23 protein-coding genes are annotated in these 21,376 nt (G+C 63.5%); 16 read left to right on the top strand and 7 right to left on the bottom strand.

Going from position 1 to position 21,376, the window contains the following annotated elements; genetic code table 11:
• Positions 1–3: 3 nt before the first annotated feature.
• From J3U95_RS17860 to bamC, 9 genes are all read left to right on the top strand, one after another.
• Positions 4–837: a 3',5'-nucleoside bisphosphate phosphatase gene (locus tag J3U95_RS17860; RefSeq protein ID WP_208280017.1), complete on the top strand. Its 834-nt coding sequence runs from the start codon at positions 4–6 to the stop codon at positions 835–837.
• A gap of 129 nt (positions 838–966) precedes the next feature.
• Positions 967–1,383, top strand: coding sequence for a ribbon-helix-helix domain-containing protein (locus J3U95_RS17855; RefSeq protein ID WP_208280016.1), 417 nt, complete (start codon positions 967–969; stop codon positions 1,381–1,383).
• A 14-nt stretch (positions 1,384–1,397) separates the two neighbouring features.
• Complete coding sequence (locus J3U95_RS17850; RefSeq protein WP_208280015.1) at positions 1,398–2,492, top strand: extracellular catalytic domain type 1 short-chain-length polyhydroxyalkanoate depolymerase; 1,095 nt, start codon at positions 1,398–1,400, stop codon at positions 2,490–2,492.
• Between the two features lie 167 nt (positions 2,493–2,659).
• Complete coding sequence (gene htpX / locus J3U95_RS17845) at positions 2,660–3,535, top strand: protease HtpX (protein ID WP_208280014.1); 876 nt, start codon at positions 2,660–2,662, stop codon at positions 3,533–3,535.
• An 18-nt stretch (positions 3,536–3,553) separates the two neighbouring features.
• Positions 3,554–4,177 carry an L-threonylcarbamoyladenylate synthase gene (locus tag J3U95_RS17840; RefSeq protein ID WP_109346835.1) on the top strand — a complete coding sequence of 208 codons (624 nt, stop codon included), beginning with the start codon at positions 3,554–3,556 and terminating at the stop codon, positions 4,175–4,177.
• A gap of 58 nt (positions 4,178–4,235) precedes the next feature.
• Entirely contained in the window at positions 4,236–4,889 is a 654-nt protein-coding gene (locus tag J3U95_RS17835; RefSeq protein WP_109346836.1) for a site-2 protease family protein, read from the top strand.
• 31 nt (positions 4,890–4,920) lie between these two features.
• Positions 4,921–5,490, top strand: a complete 570-nt coding sequence (locus J3U95_RS17830) for a class I SAM-dependent methyltransferase (RefSeq protein ID WP_229519919.1) — start codon at positions 4,921–4,923, stop codon at positions 5,488–5,490.
• Between the two features lie 53 nt (positions 5,491–5,543).
• A complete protein-coding gene (gene dapA / locus J3U95_RS17825; protein WP_208280012.1) occupies positions 5,544–6,422 on the top strand; it encodes a 4-hydroxy-tetrahydrodipicolinate synthase in 879 nt (292 codons plus the stop codon).
• 46 nt (positions 6,423–6,468) lie between these two features.
• Positions 6,469–7,674, top strand: coding sequence for an NlpB/DapX family lipoprotein (gene bamC, locus J3U95_RS17820; protein ID WP_208280011.1), 1,206 nt, complete (start codon positions 6,469–6,471; stop codon positions 7,672–7,674).
• A gap of 134 nt (positions 7,675–7,808) precedes the next feature.
• Here bamC and J3U95_RS28770 read toward each other — a convergent pair whose 3' ends face one another.
• From J3U95_RS28770 to J3U95_RS17805, 3 genes are all read right to left on the bottom strand, one after another.
• Positions 7,809–8,087 (bottom strand): hypothetical protein, encoded by a 279-nt coding sequence (locus tag J3U95_RS28770; RefSeq protein WP_370662081.1) that lies wholly within the window; start codon positions 8,085–8,087, stop codon positions 7,809–7,811.
• A gap of 292 nt (positions 8,088–8,379) precedes the next feature.
• Positions 8,380–8,859 (bottom strand): DUF7931 domain-containing protein, encoded by a 480-nt coding sequence (locus tag J3U95_RS17810; RefSeq protein WP_208280009.1) that lies wholly within the window; start codon positions 8,857–8,859, stop codon positions 8,380–8,382.
• A gap of 14 nt (positions 8,860–8,873) precedes the next feature.
• Positions 8,874–9,995 (bottom strand): ribosomal protein uL16 3-hydroxylase, encoded by a 1,122-nt coding sequence (locus tag J3U95_RS17805; RefSeq protein ID WP_208280008.1) that lies wholly within the window; start codon positions 9,993–9,995, stop codon positions 8,874–8,876.
• 90 nt (positions 9,996–10,085) lie between these two features.
• Here J3U95_RS17805 and J3U95_RS17800 point away from each other — a divergent pair, with 90 nt between their 5' ends.
• A complete protein-coding gene (locus tag J3U95_RS17800) occupies positions 10,086–10,619 on the top strand; it encodes an FKBP-type peptidyl-prolyl cis-trans isomerase (RefSeq protein ID WP_208280007.1) in 534 nt (177 codons plus the stop codon).
• A gap of 47 nt (positions 10,620–10,666) precedes the next feature.
• Here the strand turns inward: J3U95_RS17800 and J3U95_RS17795 are convergent, their stop codons facing one another.
• Positions 10,667–11,611, bottom strand: a complete 945-nt coding sequence (locus tag J3U95_RS17795; RefSeq protein ID WP_208280006.1) for a hypothetical protein — start codon at positions 11,609–11,611, stop codon at positions 10,667–10,669.
• Positions 11,611–14,199, bottom strand: coding sequence for a DNA mismatch repair protein MutS (gene mutS / locus J3U95_RS17790; protein ID WP_229519918.1), 2,589 nt, complete (start codon positions 14,197–14,199; stop codon positions 11,611–11,613). The genes J3U95_RS17795 and mutS overlap by 1 nt, the downstream gene beginning before the upstream one ends.
• 374 nt (positions 14,200–14,573) lie before the next feature.
• On the opposite strand from mutS, the gene J3U95_RS17785 reads away from it, so the two are divergent.
• Positions 14,574–16,142, top strand: a complete 1,569-nt coding sequence (locus J3U95_RS17785) for a tyrosine-type recombinase/integrase (RefSeq protein ID WP_208280005.1) — start codon at positions 14,574–14,576, stop codon at positions 16,140–16,142.
• An 18-nt stretch (positions 16,143–16,160) separates the two neighbouring features.
• Here the strand turns inward: J3U95_RS17785 and J3U95_RS17780 are convergent, their stop codons facing one another.
• Positions 16,161–16,502: a hypothetical protein gene (locus J3U95_RS17780; RefSeq protein WP_208280004.1), complete on the bottom strand. Its 342-nt coding sequence runs from the start codon at positions 16,500–16,502 to the stop codon at positions 16,161–16,163.
• 125 nt (positions 16,503–16,627) lie between these two features.
• Here J3U95_RS17780 and J3U95_RS17775 point away from each other — a divergent pair, with 125 nt between their 5' ends.
• The 3 genes from J3U95_RS17775 (at position 16,628) to J3U95_RS17765 (ending at position 19,344) form a co-directional block, all read left to right on the top strand.
• A complete protein-coding gene (locus J3U95_RS17775; protein ID WP_208280003.1) occupies positions 16,628–17,245 on the top strand; it encodes a helix-turn-helix domain-containing protein in 618 nt (205 codons plus the stop codon).
• Positions 17,242–18,222, top strand: a complete 981-nt coding sequence (locus tag J3U95_RS17770) for a hypothetical protein (RefSeq protein WP_208280002.1) — start codon at positions 17,242–17,244, stop codon at positions 18,220–18,222. The genes J3U95_RS17775 and J3U95_RS17770 overlap by 4 nt, the downstream gene beginning before the upstream one ends.
• A gap of 216 nt (positions 18,223–18,438) precedes the next feature.
• Positions 18,439–19,344: an AraC family transcriptional regulator gene (locus tag J3U95_RS17765; protein WP_208280001.1), complete on the top strand. Its 906-nt coding sequence runs from the start codon at positions 18,439–18,441 to the stop codon at positions 19,342–19,344.
• Positions 19,345–19,495: 151 nt separating this feature from the next.
• On the opposite strand, the gene J3U95_RS17760 is transcribed toward J3U95_RS17765, so the two are convergent.
• A complete protein-coding gene (locus J3U95_RS17760; protein WP_208280000.1) occupies positions 19,496–19,903 on the bottom strand; it encodes a helix-turn-helix domain-containing protein in 408 nt (135 codons plus the stop codon).
• 179 nt (positions 19,904–20,082) lie between these two features.
• Between J3U95_RS17760 and J3U95_RS17755 the strand changes: the two genes are divergently transcribed.
• The gene (locus J3U95_RS17755) at positions 20,083–20,382 is read left to right on the top strand and encodes a hypothetical protein (protein WP_208279999.1); all 300 of its coding nucleotides are present in this window, start codon (positions 20,083–20,085) and stop codon (positions 20,380–20,382) included.
• 72 nt (positions 20,383–20,454) lie between these two features.
• Complete coding sequence (locus J3U95_RS17750; protein WP_208279998.1) at positions 20,455–21,258, top strand: hypothetical protein; 804 nt, start codon at positions 20,455–20,457, stop codon at positions 21,256–21,258.
• Positions 21,259–21,376 lie beyond the last annotated feature (118 nt).

Raw genomic sequence — 21,376 nt, 5'->3', positions numbered from 1 at the left:
CCCATGCTCAAAGTCGACCTCCACTGCCATTCCACCGTCTCCGACGGCGTGCTCGCTCCTTCCGACGTGGCGGCTTATGCGCGCAAGGGCGGGGTCGACGTGTGGGCGCTCACTGACCACGACGAGGTCGGTGGCATCAAGGCCGCGCGCAAGGCGGCGGGCGAGCTGGGCATGCGCTTCGTGGCCGGGGTCGAGATCTCGGTCACCTGGGCCAACGAGACCGTGCACGTGGTCGGCCTGCAGGTCGACGAAGACAATCCGGCCCTGGTCGCCGGCCTGGCCGCGACCCGCAACGGCCGCGAGCAGCGCGCGCGCGAGATGGCGGCCCAGCTCGAACAGGCCGGCATTCCCGGCGCCTACGAAGGCGCGCTGCGCTACGTCGCCAATCCCGACCTGATGTCGCGTACCCATTTTGCGCGCTTCCTGTGCGAGATCGGCGTGTGCGAAACCACGTCGGAGGTCTTCCGCCGCTTCCTGACCGAAGGCCGGCCCGGCTATGTGCCGCATCGCTGGGCTACGCTGGGCGAGGCGATGGGCTGGATCCGCGGCGCCGGCGGCATTCCCGTGATCGCGCATCCGGGCCGGTATAAATTCAGCCCCACGGCTGAAGGGGTGCTGTTCGACGAGTTCCGCCAGATGGGCGGCAACACCATCGAAGTGGTCACCGGCAGCCATACGCCGGACCAGTACCAGGCTTACGCCGAAGTGGCGCGGCGCTACGGTTTCCTGGCATCGCGCGGCACCGATTTCCATGCGCCGGGTGAGGCGCGGGTCGAGTTTGCCGAGCTGCCGCCGTTGCCATCCGGCGTGACGCCGGTGTGGCACGACTGGTTCTAGTCCGGACGGACTCGAGAGATGACCCGCTGCGGCGGGTTTTTTATTGTCTGCGGCAAAAGCGCCACAACCTCGGCACATCGGTCAAAACAGGTTTATACTCCAATCAGAGTATATAGGGAGTATAAAAAGATGAGGCTAAGCGCCCAGCAACAAAAATTGCCAGACAGTGACAAGGTCACCGTCAACGTCGGCCTGGTCGACCTGGCCCAGCTCGACCTGCTGGTCGAAGAGGGCTTTTATTCGAACCGCACCGACTTCGTCCGCACGGCGATCCGCAACCAGTTGCAGGTGCACGCGGACGCCATCCGCCAGACCGTGACGCGCAAGCGTTACGTGATGGGCATGTACCGCTACGGCCGGCGCGAGCTGGAACAGGTCGTGCAGGACGGCCAGCGGCTCGAGATCCACGTGCTCGGCCTGGCCGTAATCGAGGACGACGTACCGGCCAGCCTGGCGCGCGAGGCGATCGCTTCGATCCAGGTACTGGGCGCCTTCATCGCATCGCCGGCCGTGCGCGAAGCATTGGCCGACCGCCTCCAATCATGAAGAAGGACAAACCCATGAAACCTTTCGAACAGTTCATCGGCCAGATGCTGGAATCGGCGCGCCGCGTGCAGGCGCGCGACCCGAAGGCCGCCACCGACATCATCCAGCAGGCGCTGGCCCAGGCCGGCCTGCTGGCGCCCCAGCAAAAGACCGACGCCTCGCCGCAAGCGCCGCAAGCGCCAGAATTCGTCGACCTCAATCCGCCGCCGGCCTGGAGCAGGCCGAAGTCACGGCCCCGTCCGGCTGCGAAGTCGTCCTCGCGCCTGCCCGGCCGCTTCATCGCCGGCAGCCACGGAGGCGAAGCGGGCAGCCGCCGCTACAAGCTGTACATTCCCGCCAGGCCGGCCGAGGGACGCCGTCCACTGGTCGTCATGCTGCACGGCTGCACCCAGAACCCGGACGATTTCGCGGTCGGCACCGGCATGAACGCGCTGGCCGAAGAGTTCGGCTTCCTGGTGCTGTATCCCGAGCAGGATGGCCGCGCCAACCGCTCCCACTGCTGGAACTGGTTCGAAGCAGGCCACCAGGCGCGCGACGCGGGCGAACCGGGCATCCTGGCCGGCATGACGCGCCAGGTGATGCGGGAATACGATGCCGAGCCGTCGCAGGTCTTCGTGGCCGGCATGTCGGCCGGCGGCGCGATGGCGGCGGTGCTCGGCGCCGAGTATCCGGAACTGTTCGCCGCGATCGGCGTCCATTCCGGCTTGCCGGCAGGCAGCGCGCGCGACATGATCACGGGCCTGCAAGCCATGAAGAATCCGGGCCGCGCGCGCAGCCTGCGCGAGGCGGTACCGGTGATCGTCTTCCATGGCGATGCCGACCACGTGGTCGCTCCGGGCAACGGCGAAGCGGTGCTGAAGCAATTCGTCGGCGCCCACGCCGGCCTGCGCGCCACGCCGCTGCACGCGAGCGAAACGGAATCGACGCAGGGCGGACGCCGCGCTACCTGTCGCACCTGGCGCGACGAAGAAGGGCGGGCGATGGCGGAACACTGGATCGTGCACGGCGCCGGCCATGCCTGGGCGGGCGGCGATGCGGCCGGTTCGCACACCGATGCGCTCGGCCCGAACGCATCGCGCGAGATGCTGCGCTTTTTCCTGCAGCGATAGACGGTTGGTAGCCAGATCATTCGGCGCGAGAGCGGAGCCGGTAACTATCACCGCGTGGACGGCAAAGCCGACTGCGCGTCCCGGTCCACCCTACGGCTGGGCCTTGAATTTTGCGCGGCCCAGCCCAATCTTGGCATCCTGTCATGAACTTACTGGAGATGTTTGCCATGAAGCGTGTCGTTCTGTTCCTTGCCACCAACCTTGCCGTCGTGCTGGTACTGACGCTGGTGATCAATATATTCGGCCTGGGCCGGGGTGTCTCGGCGCAGGGCATCGATGTCGGCGAACTGGCCGTGTTGTCCGTGGTGATCGGTTTCACCGGCGCCATCATCTCGCTCCTGATGAGTAAACCGATGGCCAAGTGGTCGACCGGCGCGCGCGTGATCGAACAGCCGACCAACGCCACCGAGCAATGGCTGGTGCAGACCGTGCGCCGCCTGTCCGAGCGCGCCGGCATCGGCATGCCCGAAGTCGCCGTGTATGAGGGCGAGCCCAACGCGTTTGCCACCGGCGCATTCAAGAACTCGGCGCTGGTCGCCGTCTCGACCGGCCTGCTGCAGAGCATGAACCAGGACGAGGTGGAAGCCGTCCTCGGTCACGAGGTAGCGCACATCGCCAACGGCGACATGGTCACCCTGACCCTGATCCAGGGTGTGGTCAATACCTTCGTCGTGTTCCTGGCGCGTGTGGTCGGTTTCTTCGTCGACAAGGTATTGTTCCGCAAGGAGGGCGAAGGCCCCGGCATCGGTTACTTCGCGAGCGTGATCGTGCTCGAGATCGTGTTCGGGTTGCTGGCCTCGATCATCGTTGCCTGGTTCTCGCGCCAGCGCGAATTCCGTGCCGACGCCGGCGCCGCCAAACTGATGGGCACGCCGGTGCCGATGCAGCATGCGCTGGCCCGCCTGGGCGGTCTGGCGCCGGGCGCGTTGCCCAAGACGATGTCCGCGTCGGGCATTTCCGGCAGCGGCGGCGGCTGGGGCGCGCTGTTCTCGACCCACCCGCCGATGGAGCAGCGCATCGCCGCGCTCCAGCAACTGCGTTAATCAATCAAGGACGTTTAGATGGGCCAATATTTCCAGATCCACCCCGAAAATCCCCAGGCCCGCCTGATCAAGCAGGCGGCGCAGATCGTCAGCAGCGGCGGCATCGTCGCGCTGCCGACCGATTCCGCCTATGCGCTGGTGTGCCGCCTGGACGACAAGGCGGCGGTCGACAAGCTGCGCCGCATCCGCGGCGTCGACGACAAGCACCACCTGACCCTGCTGGTGCGCGACCTGTCCGAGGTCGCGCAATATGCGCGCGTGGACAATTCACAATATCGCCTGCTCAAGGCGACGATGCCGGGTCCGTACACGGTGATCCTGGAGGCGACGCGCGAATTGCCGCGCCGCCTGTCGCACCCATCGCGCAAGACGATCGGCCTGCGTGTGCCCGAGAACCGCATCACGCTGGCGTTGCTCGAAGAGCTGGGCGAGCCGCTGATCGGCACCACCCTGCAGCTGCCGGGCGACGACCACATGCTGTCCGACCCGGAAGAAGTGCGCGAGCGCCTGGAAAAGCAGATCGAGCTGATCATCGACGGCGGCGCCGGCATGCTGGAGGCGACCACCGTCATCGACCTGACCGGCCCCGAACCGGAGCTGGTGCGCGAGGGCAGGGGCGATCCGGCGGCATTCGGCCTGTAATCCTCGCTTAAGAATTCCGCAGGACAAGTGCGTACTCGCCTCTGATAGAATCCTCCTTATGGATGAAACGATACGCAACATCGCCGTCTACGCGCTGCCCGTCCTTTTTGCGATTACCCTGCACGAAGCCGCCCACGCCTACGCCGCCAAATTTTTCGGTGACAACACCGCCTATTCCCAGGGCCGCATGAGCCTGAATCCGCTGGTGCACGTCGACATCTGGGGCACCATCGTGATTCCGATCATGATGTATCTGTTTACGCCCTTCGTGTTCGGCTACGCCAAGCCGGTGCCGGTCGAGTTCGGCCGCCTGCGCAATCCGAAGCGCGACATGGCCTGGGTCGCGCTGGCCGGCCCCATTGCCAACCTGATCATGGCCGCGCTGTGGTTGCTGTTCGCGGCCTTGCTGGTGTTCTTCGGCGTGAGCGAGGCCTTCCCGCGACGCATGGCCGAGGCCGGCATCCTGACGAACCTGTTGATCATGGCCTTCAACCTGCTGCCGATCCCGCCGCTGGACGGCGGCCGGGTGTTGACCAGCATGCTGCCCAACAGCCTGGCCTGGAAATTCGCCCGCATCGAGCCCTACGGCTTCTTCATCGTGCTGGGGCTGGTGTTCCTGCAACTGGTGGGCTACTGGGTGGTGCCGGTGATGCAGCTGGGCCGCTGGATCGTGGACCTCATGGTCCTGCCGTTCACCTTTGTATTGTTCTGAGACCATGCAAGCCGACGCCCCACGCGTAAACATGCAGACGCTGCCGCCGTCGCCGTGGGTGGAACGCTTCGTTTCGCTGGCGCCGCCGGGCGAGGCGCTCGACCTGGCTTGCGGCAATGGCCGCCACACGCGCCTGCTGGCGGCGCGCGGCCTGCAAGTGCTGGCGCTCGACCTCAAGCCCGAGGCGCTGGCCGCCAGCGCGGGCGACAACGTCACGACGATGGCCTACGACCTCGAGGCCGAGGGTGCGCCCTGGCCCTTCGAGGCGGGACGTTTTTCGGCGATCGTGGTCACCAATTACCTGCACCGGCCCCTGTTCGCCTCCCTGGCGGCCAGCCTGCGGCCAGACGGCATCCTGATCTACGAAACCTTCGCGCAGGGGAACCAGATCTACGGCAAACCGTCCAATCCTGCCTTCCTGCTGGCGCCCGGCGAGCTGCTGGGGCTGGCGCAAGACGGTGGATTGCAGGTGCTGGCCTACGAGGACGGCCATGTGGAGCGGCCGCATCCGGCCCAGGTGCAGCGCCTGTGCGCGGCCGGTCCGGCATTTGCGAAAACCGAGGCCCGGCTCGACCATATTGTGGTCAGGAATGAACCATAGGGGCGGGCTATCCGCTACAATCAGATTTTTTAATGAATGGCACGGCCAAGATTATGATTAAGGGCAGTATCGTAGCACTCGTCACTCCGATGTTCGAAGACGGCAGTCTTGACCGCGATTCCTTGCGCAAGCTGATCGACTGGCACGTCGCGGAAGGCACCGACGCGATCGTCATCGTGGGCACGACGGGCGAATCCGCCACCGTGTCGCCGGAAGAGCATTGCGAACTCGTCAAGCTGGCCGTCGATCACGTCGCCGGCCGCATCCCGGTCATCGCCGGCACCGGCGGCAACTCGACCGCGGAAGCGATCGCGCTGACCCGCCACGCGAAGGAATGCGGCGCCGATGCCTCGCTGCAGGTCGTTCCTTATTACAACCGTCCGACGCAAGAGGGCATGTACCGCCACTTCCGCACGATCGCGGAAAGCGTCGACCTGCCGATCATCCTCTACAACGTGCCGGGCCGTACCGTGGCCGACATGGCCAACGAGACCGTCGCGCGCCTGGCGCCGATCGACAATATCGTCGGCATCAAGGACGCCACCGGCAATATCGGCCGCGGCATCGAGCTGCTCAAGATGGTGGACAAATCGTTCGCCGTCTATTCGGGCGACGATCCGAGCGCGATGACCCTGATGTTCTGCGGCGGCGCCGGCAATATCTCGGTGACGGCCAACGTTGCCCCGCGCGCGATGCACGAGCTGTGCGTGGCCGCGATGGCCGGCGACGTCGCCCGTGCGGTCGAGATCAACAACCGCGTGCTCGGCCTGCACGCCAAGCTGTTCGTCGAACCGAACCCGGTGCCGGTGAAGTGGGCGTTGGCCGAAATGGGCAAGATGCCGGCCGGCCTGCGCCTGCCGCTCGCGCCGCTGTCTGCCCAATACCACGAGACCGTGCGCGCCGCCCTGGTGGAAGCCGGCGTTCATTCCTAATCCCGGGCCCGCAAGGGTTCGGGTTCCTGACCTGATATCGAACGACATGACTAAAAGCAAGTACTCGGGATTCAACTCCGCGCGTTCCAATTTCTCGCCCCTGGTTTCCGCTCCTGCTGCCGCGCGCGTGCTGACGCTGACCGCGCTCGCTTTCAGCCTGGCGGCCTGCACCACCATCTTCGAAGGCGACAAGGTCGATTACAAGGGCGCCAAGAAAGCCGCGCCGCTGGACGTGCCGCCCGATCTGACCAAGCTGCAGCGCGACAACCGCTACGCCATCCCTGACGGCCGTGGCGTCGCCACCGCGTCCGGCCAGGCGGCGGCCGCTGCCGCCGGCACGGGCGGCGGATTCGTCCCCGGCGTCGCAGCGAGCAACCAGCAGATCGGACCGATCTCGAGCGATGCGATCAGCGTGCAGCGCAACGGCGACCAGCGCTGGCTGGTGGTCAAGCAGACCCCGGAACAGCTGTGGCCGCAGCTGCACCAGTTCTGGGAAGAGCAGGGCTTCGCCATCGAGACCGAGTCGGCCACGACCGGCACCATGGAAACCGCCTGGGTCGAGAACCGTTCGAAGATCCCGCAAGACTTCATCCGCAACGCGATCGGCCGCGTGTTCGACCGCGCCTATTCGACCGGCGAGCGCGACAAGTTCCGCACCCGCCTCGAGCGCCTGCCGGACGGCTCGACCGAGATCTGGGTCAGCCACCGCGGCGCCGAGGAAGTCCTGACCGGCCCGCAGAGCGAAACCACCACCTGGACCTCGCGTCCGAACGATCCTGGCCTGGAATCGCAATTCCTGGGCCGCATGGTCGCGATGCTGACCGGCACCAAGGAAGTGGCGACGGCCGAAGCGACGGTCGCCAATGCACCGGTGGCGCCGCAGCACGCCAATCTGGTGGGCGATACCGTCGAGGTTGACGAAGGCTTCGACCGCGCCTGGCGCCGCGTCGGTCTGGCGCTGGACCGCGTCGGCTTCACCGTCGAAGACCGCGACCGCGTGCAGGGCATCTACTTCGTGCGCTACGTCGATCCGGACGCGGCCGAGCAGAAGGAAGGCTTCTTCAAGCGCCTGTTCTCGTGGGGCGGCAAGTCGGAAGACGAGCTCAAGGAAGCCCAGCGCTACCGCGTGCTGGTCAAGACCGAGCAGGGCGCCAACGTCAGCAAGGTCACGGTGCAGAACAACGAAGGCCAGGCGGATACCTCGCCGACCGCGGGCAAGATCCTGAACCTGCTGCATACCGAGCTGAAGTAATCTTTGCCTCGTGCATGAAAAAACCGGCCCGCGTGGCCGGTTTTTTATTGGGCGGCATGACGCCAGCCCCGGCCGAATTCGACAGACGTAAAAAAACCGGCCCGCAGGCCGGTCTTTCTTACCGAAGTAACGAATTACTTGGTGGTAGCAGCAGCGTCAGCAGCTTGCTCAGCCGAACCTTGAGCAGCAGCAGCTGCGTCGGTTGCGGTGTTGGCAGCAGCAGCAGCGTCAGCGGCAGCAGCGTCAGCAGCAGCTGGTGCGGTTGCGTCAGCAGCTGGGGTAGCGGTTGCGTCAGCTGGTGCAGCAGCAGCTGGGGTTTCGGTAGCAGCTGGTGCGACTGGAGCTTCTTCTTTCTTAGCGCAAGCAGCCAGGGTAACAGCGAACAGGGAGGCGATCAGCAGGGATTTTTTCATGATTTTTCCTTAGTATTTACAAGAGTCGAACACTTGTTGCGATTAATAATTACCGGTAATTATTTCTCGGTGGAATTCTCGTGCTTTCAAAAATAGCGTTAACGCCATAGACGCAACGGAACCTTCCTGATTGATATTATAGACAATTTTACAGTTTCGCAATAGCGAACACATGCCGTAGCGAAAGAAATTTGCGGACGAATAAGCTTCATATTGTTACAAGATGCAACGTGGCTAAGAAACACGGCGATATGTAACTATCTGGCGTTTTTGGTGCAATTATTGAGCGCGATCATAAGCCGGTTCTGGATATTTGCAATGCCAGATGTGACTCTTGCCAGATTGCCTCGAAGCGGTACTGCGACAGCTCGCAGGCAGGAGGATCGTCGAAGCTCGCCTCGCCACGCATGTGGTCGCTGTGGAAGCGGCGCACAATGTGCCGGCCGTCGCCGATACAGAAGGAATCGGTGAGCTGGCGCAGGCTGCGTGGCGTTTGCCGGCACTCGCACAGGTGGCCGTAGTCGCGCAGCAGGCGCAGGAAGCGCGGATAGTGGCGTTCGATGTGGGACGGATCGTGCAGCGCCAGGCGCAGCCGGCCGCCGCGGGCAAGAAAGGCCCGCAGCGCGGTGTCGATGTTGGTGCTGCCGAGTGGAAAGGCCGCGACATCCGGATCGAAGACGGCCAGGGTGGCCTGGGCCGCTTCGATGCAGGCGAGAAAGTGCGCCTCGCAGTCGAGGCGGGTGTCGAAGGCAATCGTGCGTGGTTCGCTCATCGACACCTCGTCCTTCAGCCCAGCTCGACCCAGCCGTCCTGATACCAGGTGTACAGGGCTTCGAGCACGTCGTCGGTGGCTTTGTCGAGCACGGCGCCATCGATGCGGCGCTCATTGGCCAGCACGTCCAGCACTGCCTTGTCGGCGCGACCGACGGCGAACGATTCGCCGTTGATGAAGACGTGATTGCCGCGGTACAGCATCAAGGTCTTGCTGGACAGCTTGATGCCGCGCTTGGCGGCGGTTTCCATGAAGCGGCCCACGGTCAGCGGTTTCGCCGGACCGGTGAAGAAGACATTGTGCTTGGGTTCGGACATGTGTTCGCCCAGGAACACGGTCACGTCTTCCTCGTCCCAGCGCACCTTGTTCAATTCTTCGGTGACGGTGTCCAGCATATCGCGCGGAATCTCGGCCGGGTTCTTGGCCGGCTTCAATTCCGGATCGCCATAACGGCCAGGCAAATCGATGGAGTCGGCCATGAATTGCAGGAAGGCTTCTCCCAATTCCTGGAACGAAGGGGAGCGGAAACCGATCGAATAGGTCATGCATTCGCCTTCGGCAATGCCGTCGTGGGCGTAATGCGGCGGCAGGTACAGCATATCGCCCGGCTCGAGCACGAATTCTTCTTCGGGCTTGAAATTGGCCAGGATCTTGAGCGGCAAGCCCTCGACCAGGGTCAGGTCTTGCTGCGAACCGATCTTCCAGCGGCGCTTGCCGTGGGCCTGCAGCAGGAACACGTCATAGGAATCGTAGTGGGGGCCGACGCCGGCGCCATCGGTGGCGAAGCTGATCATCAGGTCGTCCAGGCGGGCATCGGGCACGAAGCGGAACTGGCGCAGCAGCTCGTCGGCGCGTTCGTCGTACAGGTTCACGCCCTGGACCAGCATCGTCCAGTTGGGCTCGGTGCGCGGAGGCAGTTCTGCCAGCGGACCGTGCTGCATGTCCCAGTTGCCTTCGCGCTGGGTTACCAGGCGCGATTCGACGTGATTCTGGCGCGCCATCTCGGCCAGTTTTTCGAACTTGAGCAGGGGCTTGAAGCCGGGGATCGCGCCACGGATCAGGAGTGGTTTCTTGTGCCAATAATCGCGCAGAAACTCGGCGGGAGTGATATTCCCGAGAAGCGGTAATTTTTTCATGCGTCATTATAACCAGCCGAGCAGCGTGTGGAACCCGGTCGCGGGACCCATCGGGGGTATAATCCGAGCCTTACAACGAAAGGATGTGCGATGAAGATTGCCAAAGACACGGTCGTGACGGTTAACTACAAGCTGTCGGATGCCCAGAACAACCTGATCGAAGAAGGCGTGCAGCCGATGGTCTACCTGCACGGCGGCTACGAAAATACCCTGCCGAAGATCGAAGAAGAACTCGACGGCAAGGAAGTCGGTTATTCGTCGACGATCCAGGTCGAACCGGACGATGCGTTTGGCGACTACGAGCCAGAGCTGGTCAAGGTCGAAGAGCGCGCGCGCCTGCCTGAGCCGATCGAAGTCGGCATGCAGTTCGAAGGCGTGGCCGAAGGCGGCGACGACGAGCCGGTGATCTTCACCGTGACCGAGATTGCTGAAGATAAAGTGGTCCTGGACGGCAACCACCCACTAGCCGGCATGGCGCTGCGCTTCGAGCTGGCGGTGATCGACGTGCGCGCGGCCACCGCCGAGGAAATCCAGCACGGCCACGTGCATGGCGCGGGCGGTCATCATCATGAGATGGACGACAGCGAAGAGGGCGACCACTTCCGTAGCCAGCCGCTGCAGTAATCATCGAATCGTTCGCGGTTCCTGCAGCGCGCAGGGCCGCGGATGCCTCATTGCTTCGCGTCTTCGACCGCGAACGTCGCTTCTTTTCCGAGCTTCACATTCACCTCGACCGCCTTGGTTCCCACCGACAGCTGTCCCAGGTTGCCCTTCCACTCGATCTCGGGCTTCTTCCCATGCGGCGTGCCGCCGTCGACCAGCAGTACCTTGCCCTCGAACTTGACCGCCTGCCCCTGGATCTGGCGCCTCACGGCCTCGAAGCCATCCTTCTCCACCGGATCGCGCCGCAGCAGGCCGCGTAGTCCCGCCGGCTGGTCCAGGTAGAACGGCCTCACCGCGCCTTCCGAAAACAGCACCAGCGCCTCGGCCTTGTCGCTGCGGGCGATCGCGAACAGGCGGTTCAGCCAGAAGCGGTTGGCGACCGTGCGATCTTCATATTCGCTGTTGCGGCCGGCCGCCTCCAGGTAGTGGTTATTGTTGGCCGGGAGATTGATGGTGGCGTACAGCACCTTGCCGACCTTCCAGTGCGCATTCTCGGCATAGCTGCGAAAACGCGGGCTGGCCGACAGCTGGGTGAGGTGGATTTTTTCGCGGCCCAGCGATTCGGGCTCGGCGTGGAACAGTTCGCGCAGGCGGTTGAGGCGCTCGATCGCATTGGTGCGGTTGGCCGAGTTGCGGCACGCCGTCCAGTCGCTGCCGGCCAGCGACACGACGGTCGGCCGCCGGGCGCGCTCGATGATGTCGCGCCGCTGCTGGTACAGCCGGTCGCCGCAGCTTTCCTTCTCGCCCTTGATGCCGTTGATGACGACGAAGGCGAGCGATTTTTCGGACGAATCGGCCAGCCCCTGTTTCAGGCGCGCCTCGCCGTCTTCGCCCGAGTCGTTGCCGATCACCGCGAACCGGTGTGCGCCGTCGGCCGCCTTGTCCTTCGCGCCGGCAAGCAGCGTGAAGGACAGCAGGGCGGCCAGCAGCAGTGATCGGCGCCGTGCTCCCATCAGACGGCGAGGCGCTTGAGCTCGTAGAGACGTTCGAGCGCTTCGCGCGGCGTCAACGCGTCCGGGTCGATCGCGTCGAGCGCGTCGCGCAGGCCGTCGTCCTGGGGCGCCGAAGCAAGCGTCTGCGCCGGCGCCTCGCCGATCTCTTCCTCGACGAGCGGCGTCGCGAACAGGTCGCGCTGCGGCGTCGCATCCAGCGCCTGCGCCTCCAGGCGCGCCAGGTGCTTGCGCGCGGCCTTGATCACCGGTTGCGGCACGCCCGCCAGTTGTGCCACCTGCAGGCCGTAGCTCTGCGAGGCGGGGCCGTCCTGGACCGCGTGCAGGAACACGATGCTGTCCTTGTGCTCGACCGCCGACAGGTGCACGTTGGACGCGCTCGGGTAAGTCTCGGGCAGCTGGGTCAGCTCGAAGTAGTGGGTCGCGAACAGCGTGAAGCTGCGGCTGGTGTCGATCAGGTGGCGCGCGATCGCCCACGCCAGCGCCAGGCCGTCGAAGGTCGAGGTGCCGCGGCCGACTTCGTCCATCAGCACCAGCGAGTGCTCGGTGGCGCCGTTCAGGATCGCGGCCGACTCGGTCATCTCGACCATGAAGGTCGAACGGCCGTTGGCCAGGTCGTCGCTGGCGCCGATGCGGGTGAAGATGCGGTCGATCGGGCCGATCGTTGCTTGGGTAGCCGGCACGTAGCTGCCGACGTAGGCCAGCAGGGTGATCAAGGCCACCTGGCGCATGAAGGTCGATTTACCGCCCATGTTCGGGCCGGTGATCAGTAACAAGCGCCGCTCGTTGGACAGCTTGCAGTCGTTGGCGATGAAGCGCTCGATCTGGTTTTCCACCACCGGATGGCGGCCTTCGACGATGGTCAAGCATGGCGCGTCGCTCAGGACCGGCGCGCACCAGTTGTGGCGCAGCGCGTGGCTGGACAGGGCCACCAGCACGTCGACCTGGGCCAGCGCGCGCGCGATGGTCTGCAGGCAGCCGATGTGCGGCGCCAGGTCGCCCAGCAGCTGGTCGTACAGGATTTTTTCGCGCGCCAGCGCGCGGTCTTGCGCCGACAGGGCCTTGTCTTCGAAGGCCTTCAGCTCGGGCGTGATGTAGCGTTCGCAGTTCTTGAGGGTCTGGCGGCGGCGGTAGTCGTCCGGCACCTTGTCGGCCTGGCCGTTGGTGACTTCGATGTAGAAGCCGTGCACCTTGTTGTATTCGACCCGCAGGTTGGCGATGCCGGTGCGGGCGCGCTCGCGCGTCTCGAGGTCGACCAGGAACTGGCCGGCGTTCTCGGACAGCGCGCGCAGTTCATCGAGCTCGGCGTCGAAGCCGCGCGCGAACACGCCGCCGTCGCGCACCATGGCGGCGGGTTCTTCCATCACGGCGCGCGTGAGCAGGTCGACGCACTCGCCCGGCGTGGCCAGGTCGTCGTGGATCTCGCGCAGCAGGGAGGTATCGCCCGGGATGAAGCAGCGCGCCACCTGCTCGCGCACCACCGGCAGGGCTTTCAGCCCGTCGCGCAGGGCGGCCAGGTCGCGTGGCCGCGCGGTGAGCAGGGCCACGCGAGTGGTGATGCGTTCGATGTCCGGCACCTGGGCCAGGGTCGACGACAGCGCATCAATGGCTTCGGCGTGGATCAGCGCAGCAATCGACTGGTGGCGGCTGCGGGCGACGGATTGGTCGCGGCGCGCGTGGTGCAGCCAGTGACGCAGCAGGCGCGAGCCCATCGCGGTGCGGCAGCCGTCGAGCAGCGAGAACAGGGTCGGCGACTCCTGGCCGCGGATGGTCTCGGTGAGTTCCAGGTTGCGGCGGGTGGCGGCGTCCAGGCCGATGTATTCGTTTTCGGTTTCGCAGGCGAGGCCGCGCACGTGCTGCAGGCCGCGGCCTTGCGTCGATTGCGCATAGCGCAGCAGCGCGCCGGCCGCGCCGAATGCGGCGCCCAGGCCGTCGGCGCCGAAGCCGGTGAGGGTGGCCACGCCCAGTTGTTCGAGCAGGGCGCCGTGGCCCTTGACCACGTCGAAATGCCATTCCGGGACGCGCTGGGTGTGCGCGTTGGCGCCGTCGCTCTCGAACATGTCGGCGCAATCGGCGCGCAGGATCTCGGCCGGCGCGATGCGTTCGAGTTCGTGCGCCAGGCGCTGTTCGACGGCGCGCGCGTCGCCCGAGAATTCCATCAGGCGCAGGTTGCCGCTGGCGAGCGACAGCCAGGCCAGGCCGGCGGTGACGGTCTTGCGTTGATTGATCAGGCACAGCGCCAGCAGCGGACGCTCGGCCTTTTCGGGCAGCAGGTCGGAATCGGTGAGGGTGCCGGGGGTGACCACGCGCACCACCTTGCGTTCGACCGGACCTTTCGACAGGGCCGGGTCGCCGATCTGCTCGCAGATGGCGCAGGACTCGCCCAGCTTGACCAGCTTGGCCAGGTAGCCGTCCAGCGAGTGGAAAGGCACGCCGGCCATCTTGATCGGCTGGTCGCCCGACTTGCCGCGCGCGGTGAGGGTGATGCCGAGCACGCGCGAGGCTTTTTCGGCGTCGTCGAAGAACAGCTCGTAGAAGTCGCCCATGCGGTAGAACACCAGCATGGTGGGGTAGTCGGCCTTGATGCTCATGTACTGCTGCATCATCGGTGTGTGCTGAGGTTTCAAAACCGCGCTCATCGTTGCCAGTTCCAGTTAAAGCTAATGTCCATATCTTTCAACGACTTACGCAAAATTCGATTCCTTCGTTTGCCCCAAGTTGCCCTCGTTTGCCCTAATGTGCCCAGCGTTTGAGGGGCGCGGAAAGGGAACTAAAGTGAACGCAACTTAGATATAATAAATCCTAGTCCCCCGCTGGCAGAGTCATTTCATAAGTCATTGAAATGGAAGGAAAAGCATCAAGTTTTTCAGTCCCCTCAGCGGCCAGCGAGAACGAGGACAGAATTATACGTGAATCTTTTTGCTCAGTCCCCGTTGCCGGGGGACTGCCTTCATCGAGGAGCGGGATGAAAACAGAACTGACGATGGCCCTCATCAAGCGCCTAAGGCTTGATTCCAAGCCGGTGGGCGTCGATGCGAAGGGGGACTTGGTGTTTGAGCCAAACCCCTTTGGCAAGGACTACATCATCTACGACGCGAGCCAAGAGGCGCCGCCAGGCTTTGGCGTCAGGGTGGCAAAAAAGAAGACGTTCATCATCCGCAGAAAAGTCCACGGCAAGTCCTTCATGCCCACCGTCGGCAACGTCGCGGACTTCATGGCCGACACCAAGAGCGCGCTGTCGAATGCCCGTGCCAAGGCTGCCAAAATGGCCTTGGAGATCGTCGAGACCCGAGCAAATCCGAATGAGACGGCGCGCAAGCGCTCCGCGGCGGAGCTGACGCTTGGCGAGGCCTTCGAAAAATACCGGCATCACCTCGCGACGCGAACGCAGAGGCCAGCGACCAAGGAGACGCTGCGCGTCGCCGACCGCGCCGCTCGCAAATTCGACGGCTGGAAGTGGATGGCCAAGCGCATCAAGGACCTAACGGCCGAAGAGATCCAGCAGCGTTTTGAGCAGAGCAAGTCGGTTCACCCCACTGCCAACGAGCAAGCATTCCGATGGGCGACGGCGGCGGTGCGTTGGTCCATGGGTATGGAAGAACTGGATGCCGCCTCTGCTGGCCGAGAGCCGCTGCTTCGCGCGAATCCGTTCATGGTCCTGACGCTCAACAAGATGTTTCGCTCGCGAGAGCAAGTCGAGCGCGACCGCGAGGAAAAGGGCAAGCGCAATCCGTTGACGCCCTCCAAAACCATTGGACAGTTTCTTGAAGTCGCGTGGGCGAAGCGTGCCGTGAACGACAACGAAACCGGCGTGCACTATTTGGTGCTGATGTTGCTGTGGGGATGTCGCAAATCTGAGCATGCCCCATGCCAGTGGGGCGAGCTGCTCTCGCGCGACGAGCGCCGCGTGGCCAGCCATGTGGTTTTGGATGGCGACGACGACTATGGCGCGCATGTCTTCTTCGCTCGCACGAAGAACGGCCGCAACCATCGCTTGCCGTTGGGGCCGATGGCGACCGAGCTGCTGCGCCGACGCCAGACGTCCGCGGCGGAGGAATGCGCGCGCCGCGGCTTTGAAGCAAAGTCGCGCAGCTTCGTCTTTCCCGCGCGGAGCAAACAGTCGAAAAGCGGCCACTACTCGGATGCGACCACGCTGCTTGACGCGCTGCGTGATGAAGCCGGGATCGAGAAGCTGACCCGTCACGATTTACGCCGCTCTTTCGGCGCGATGATGACAACGCTGGACGTGCCCGAGGGCGTCCGCAAGCGTTTCTTCAACCACAGCGACGCCAGCGTCACGGACACCTACACCCGCGCTGAGTGGGCGATGTTGAGGGGGTGGATGACGCGTATTGAGCAGGAGATTTTGGCGAAGGCGCCAAACGTCTACAACGCGCTCAAACCGTTAGACTGGCCGATGCTCGCAGCGCCGGAGCCTCACGTAAGTCGGGCCGCCAAAGCGCGTTCCGGGCGGCCTCGCAAAACGAGTCCCATTGCTGACGAAAGCGACTTGGAACTGTCATGTGACCCGTGACTCGGGCGCGGTGAACCATCAGCGGCCTTCGGGCGCCGTGGGAGGCTCGACGTCATGGAAGCAAAGCCAAGATTGCGCGAAGTCCACGACTTCGAGGCTCTCGTTCTTGATCCGTTCGAAACCGCTGAGGACAAAGCGTCCGCCGTTCCACCAAAGCAGATGGGGATCGTAGAGCTCATCCACCGCACGGTTGAAATCGCGATAGGTGAACTTGGCGATCTTCGCCATGCGATGCAGGCCTTGACTCGTGGTGTCGAGGACTTCCAGAGATCCGGCGCGCGCGATATTGAATCGATCATGCAGGGAGCGCTTGGGAACTTCGACGCCGCGGGCCCGCAGCTTGAGCATTTTGATGGACATGATTGTCTAGTTGATACTGTATAAATATACAGTATATATGATAGAACTTGCGGGCAATGCTTGCGCGCCGGAGCGATGAGGCATTCTGGATCGACGCAACGCCATGCTAGAGTTGGAGTAATTCATTGTCCAATCTCGACATGCCGAAACTGATCGACCTGAATGAACCACTGGCGCAGCTTGACGTCCTGGCCCGCCTCCATGCGTTGCCTGACGCCGTGGCGTTGACCACGAGTGAGGCGGCGGTGTTTCTGCGCAGCTCAGTAAGCGCTTTGGAGGCTATGCGGGCGAAAGGCACCGGCCCAACATACATCCAAGGCGGGGGAAGGGGCTCGCTTGGGGCCAATCAGAAATGCTTGTATGAGAAAGCTGATTTGCTGGCCTGGCAGCGATCGAACAAGGTGAGCTCAACTGTCGAGGCGGCGGTCCGCAAGGGCCAACTGTTCACGACGTTGGGCGAGCTGGCGCAACCCGAGGCCTTTTGGGTCGACGCGCATGGCCAAGTCGTCGGGATGGTGGAGGCCGCCTCGGTCTCGACGGTCATCGAACGTCTTGGCGTGTTCGATATCGAGTGGATGCGCCCCGCGGACGCGGCGTGCCGGGCGTGGGACGACATCGCGGAGCATCTCACTTTTGGCAGTGGCCTCGTGAGCGTCTTGCGGCGCGAGATTGACAAGATCGAGGCCGGCTTCGAGGCGAGCGAGATCGCCGCTGCGATCGGCCCTTCCAAGGAGACGCCATGAATCCACCTAATGATGGGGGCGGCAATCGACAGCGCGGAGACAAGCTGTTGGAGGATATCCCCGATTCCCCGGAGGAATGGAAGTCCGAGCCACCATTTGATCCGAGCGACGCTGATCTCGCCGTCGCGGACGCCCAAGAGCAGATCGAGCTCATGCGGCGCTGGTTCTTGGCGCGCTACTGTGACCCGGCCGAAGAGACTCCCTACGAATCGAGGGAAGGCGGCTACATTTGGATTTGGGGCGGGCCTTACGACCCCATGGAAGAGCTGCAAGAGCGATTCGGAGATCTCGTCGAGGACGAGGTCATCGATAAGCTTGCGAACGAACTGTATCGCGACGTGGGCTGGGAATGGGCGCCGATTCGTAGCGTGGCGGAGGAATATTACGATCGTTTCGACCTGGAAGTCGAAGACAGGAACGATCCATTTTCTCGACTGCGTGACAGGCTGCGTGAGGCGCTCGCCGTTTTGGAGCTTCGAGGTCCGGAGGTCGTCGTCTCTCAACTCCCATCCATGGTGTTCGGCGCGATCATTTCAGCGCTTGAAGCGTATCTGTGGGAGACGATGGCCTATTGGGCCAAGTCCAGCCGCGACGTGCTCAGAGGGATCGTGTCGAACATGCCCGAGCTGAAAGACCAGCAAATCAAGCTGGGGCAGATCTTCGAAGAGCACGACGGCATCGAGAAGCGGGTGATGGTCTATCTCCAGCATATCGTGTGGCACCGTTGGGAGAAGGTCGGACAATTGTTCAAAGCCGGCTTGGGCGTGCGCTTGCCGAGCACCAAGGCGTTTCAGGAGGCGCTCGAGAAGCGCCACCACATCGTTCATCGAAGCGGCCATGACCAAGACGGAAACCCAGTGGCGGTCTCCCGACAGGATGCTCGCGATCTTGCTCAGGCGGTGGAGGACTTCGCAGACAAGGTTTACGACGCCATCAATGCGAAGATCACCGAAGAGGCTTTCAAAGATTTGACCTGAACGCCAAAAGAAACCGGCCGCGTGTCGCGCCGATTCAAGCGATCGATATCGGCGCGTGCGAAAATTGCGCGCGCTAGACGCGAGACGAATCGCGACGGCCGATCCCCAGTTTTGGATATCAGCAAAGGTGGGCGCCGCGAGTGTGTCGCGGCGCTTTTTTTGTGATCTGCGCCGCCGCTTTCGCGGAGCGCCCGCCCGGCTGGGCAGAAAGTTCGCATGGAGCCGTTCGCGTATCACACTGTCGTTCATGCCCTGGAAGCGAGGCGCGGTTGGACTGAGGAGCGCCGCTTCGCAGTCGCCGTCCACCATGCGATCCACGGCCACCTGGCTTATTCCCGCTATCACGCGGCCGGCCGGCAGCGGGCTCGCGAAGGCATTGGAGAAGAGGGCGTCGCGCGGCTGGTCAACGATTTTCTGGAAACCGACGTCAACCCGGCGATTTCGTTCATCTCCGGGCTGCGTCATCCCGCCAGCGCGTTGATGGCTTATAACGCCTACAACGCCGCCGCCAACCTGGGCGTGCGCACCAGCGTCACGATAGCTTATCCCGGTGTTCGGGGAGTCGGGAGCCTGGCGGCGAGCCGAGCGATGGTCGCCGACAGCGACGACCCCCAGCCCTGCAGGACGGCAACCCTCAGCGTCATGGGCTCGGTTCTCGAGCATGTGCAAAGCGGAGGACAGCGCATGTATCGCCCGACGTCGCTGTCGCGCTTGGCGGAGTTTCTTGGGCGCGGCCATGGCGTGGCGGCTGACGTTTCGCGCGCTATCGAAGACGACTGGCTCGCTCCCGTGGCGGATCTGCCTCGAAAGCTCGGATGCCAAAAGCGCACAATGGAGCGGCGCCTCAAAGAGGTCGGCCTCACCGCCCAGTCGCTGCGGCAAGCCGACCGCATGCTGCGGGCCACCGCGGGCCTGTTCTCGGGCGACAGCGCGACCGCGGTCGCGCTCGACAGCGGCTTCTCGGATCTGGCGCACATGAGCCGATCGTTTCGAACTGCGTGCGGCATGACCCCGTCGATGCTCATCGCCATCGCGCGCCATGACGATAAGCTCAGCGGCTCCCCGTCCCGATTGCCATACCGGAGACCGCAAGAATCTCTGCATGCTGAAAGCGAGATCTAGCGATCTAGCCTGGATAGCTGAGGCGCCGTCGCCAAATGCCCAGCGCGTTGAAGCGCGATCTTTTGTAGATCTGTCGCGCCAATTCAATTCTTTTTCGTCAACTTTCGATAACGTCTCGATCATGCGTCGAGATGGACAGTCGCGCGCGCACTTACGGGCGGCGGCCTTTTGATCCCGAAGGCTTCGAGCGCAGGAATTCCGTCAGGCGCTCGACATTTTCGAGCACGAACGCGCGATCTGCCGGCGCCAAGCCATCAAGAAGCTGAGCGATTGCGGCAGCTTGATCGTCTTGGCGCGAGCTCGACCCCAACAGGAGTTGGTCGGAGCGGCAACCGAACATGTCCGCGAGGACGACCAATCGCTCGGCGGTGATCGAGCCGATGCCACGCTCCAAGCGCGACACCGCCTCGGGGCCAATGCCCAAGCGTTCGGCGACATCTTCTTGGGTAAGTCCGGCGTTTTGTCGAGCGTTGGAAATGGCCAAGCCGATCGTTTTGCGAATACCCAAGACGTTGCTGGACGCGGCGTCGCTGGGCTGGGTGTGAACTGAATGTTGCATGAAGCCTCCTCGACTTCAATGGTCGAGTGTCGACGCTGCGCTTTGAAGGACTTTAAAAGTTGACTGTCAACCAAATTAGTTTAATATTCGTTTTCACTTCACCGATTCGCGCGTCTGCGAGCGGAGCGTCCCCAAGGCGGGCGCGTCAGATATCCAAACCACACAACTAAGGAGAAGAAATGGATGCATCCATGGTTTGCGTTCGCGCAGTTTTGATCGCCGCAACCGCGATCGCTATGGCGGCCTGCAGTGGCGGCCCGAGCGAGTCGGACGTGCGCGAGGCGATGATCAAGCAAGCCGAAGCCAGCGGCGTCAGGATGGTCGCGCCGGATTACAAAGAGACGATCGCCAAGGTCAAGCTCGTCGGTTGCGAAAAGGCCGAGCGTGGAGGCTTCGATTGCGACGTCTCGACTGCCCAGGGCACCGTGGCGAACGCGCGCTTTGTGAAAACCGACGCCGGCTGGTCAGTCGCCAACTGAACGGGCTCAGCCGTCGATCGGCCTCGGCATGCAGCAATCTAAGCCGGTCGACGGCCACGTGGAGGAAAGCTTATGCGTTTGTTGCTTCGAGTTGTTTGGGGATGCCTGATCACGGCTTTGTCGTTGAGCGCGGTCGGCGAGGTCGTTCTGGGCCTGTTCGGAAACGTATGGGTGTCGAGAGTGGTCTTCATCGCCGCAGTGGGATTCGGCCCGCTGTTGTTTCCGCTGGGGAGCTTGAAGTTCCTCTGCTTTTTCTGGGGATTCCTCGGGTCTTTTTATCTGCTTGGACGCTATCCCCCGGCGGGGGGGATGGCTTATCTTCTCGCCGCCTGGGGACCGCTGATCGCAGTCGCAGCCGCGGACGGATGGAGTCGGGTCCGTCGCGACATGGGGTTTAGCAAGGGAGAGTCGGTGCTGCGCGACAAAAGCGGCCGCATGGCGGACTGGACGTTCGCGGCGGATGGTTTGGAGATCGCGGTGGATTTGACCGCTGGCGAATTGCGGGTTCGCGCGCGGCGCGCGCGGTGGTGCGACGCCTCGTCGAGCTTCAACGAGGGGCCAGTGAGGCTGATCCGCCCCTTGCTCGAATGCTCCTTGGGGTTCAGCGAAGTCGTGAAGTCAGAACATCGTGGCGCCTTGGCCAATGCCTACGGCAGGACCTACAACGGAGAACCCATTTGCGTGTCAGTGCCACAGCCGGGGCATTCGATCGAATACGCGACCGGAGAAATGCGCGTCGTCATCGACCATCGATCGACCGAGTGGAGGGTGGCGCAAGACTACGTGTTGAGATGGGGCGATGGCTCCCTGCGCTATCACGGCCGCGTTGAACGAACGTCCGGCGCGCGCAATATCTCGGTGGAGCTTGGCCCGTAAGCGTCCTCCCAGCACCGTCTGTACCTAGCCAACTCGCTCTGCGAAAGTAGTTCCCGTTACTTTTTGATGGGAACTACTGTGGACACTGTTGGCCAGACGAGCAATCGCAAGGGACGTC

This window comes from Massilia oculi (assembly GCF_017582745.1).
In the GTDB taxonomy this organism is placed as follows: domain Bacteria; phylum Pseudomonadota; class Gammaproteobacteria; order Burkholderiales; family Burkholderiaceae_D; genus Telluria; species Telluria oculi_A.
The sequence above is the reverse complement of the archived record's forward strand: the minus strand, read 5'-3'. Positions and strand labels throughout refer to the sequence as shown.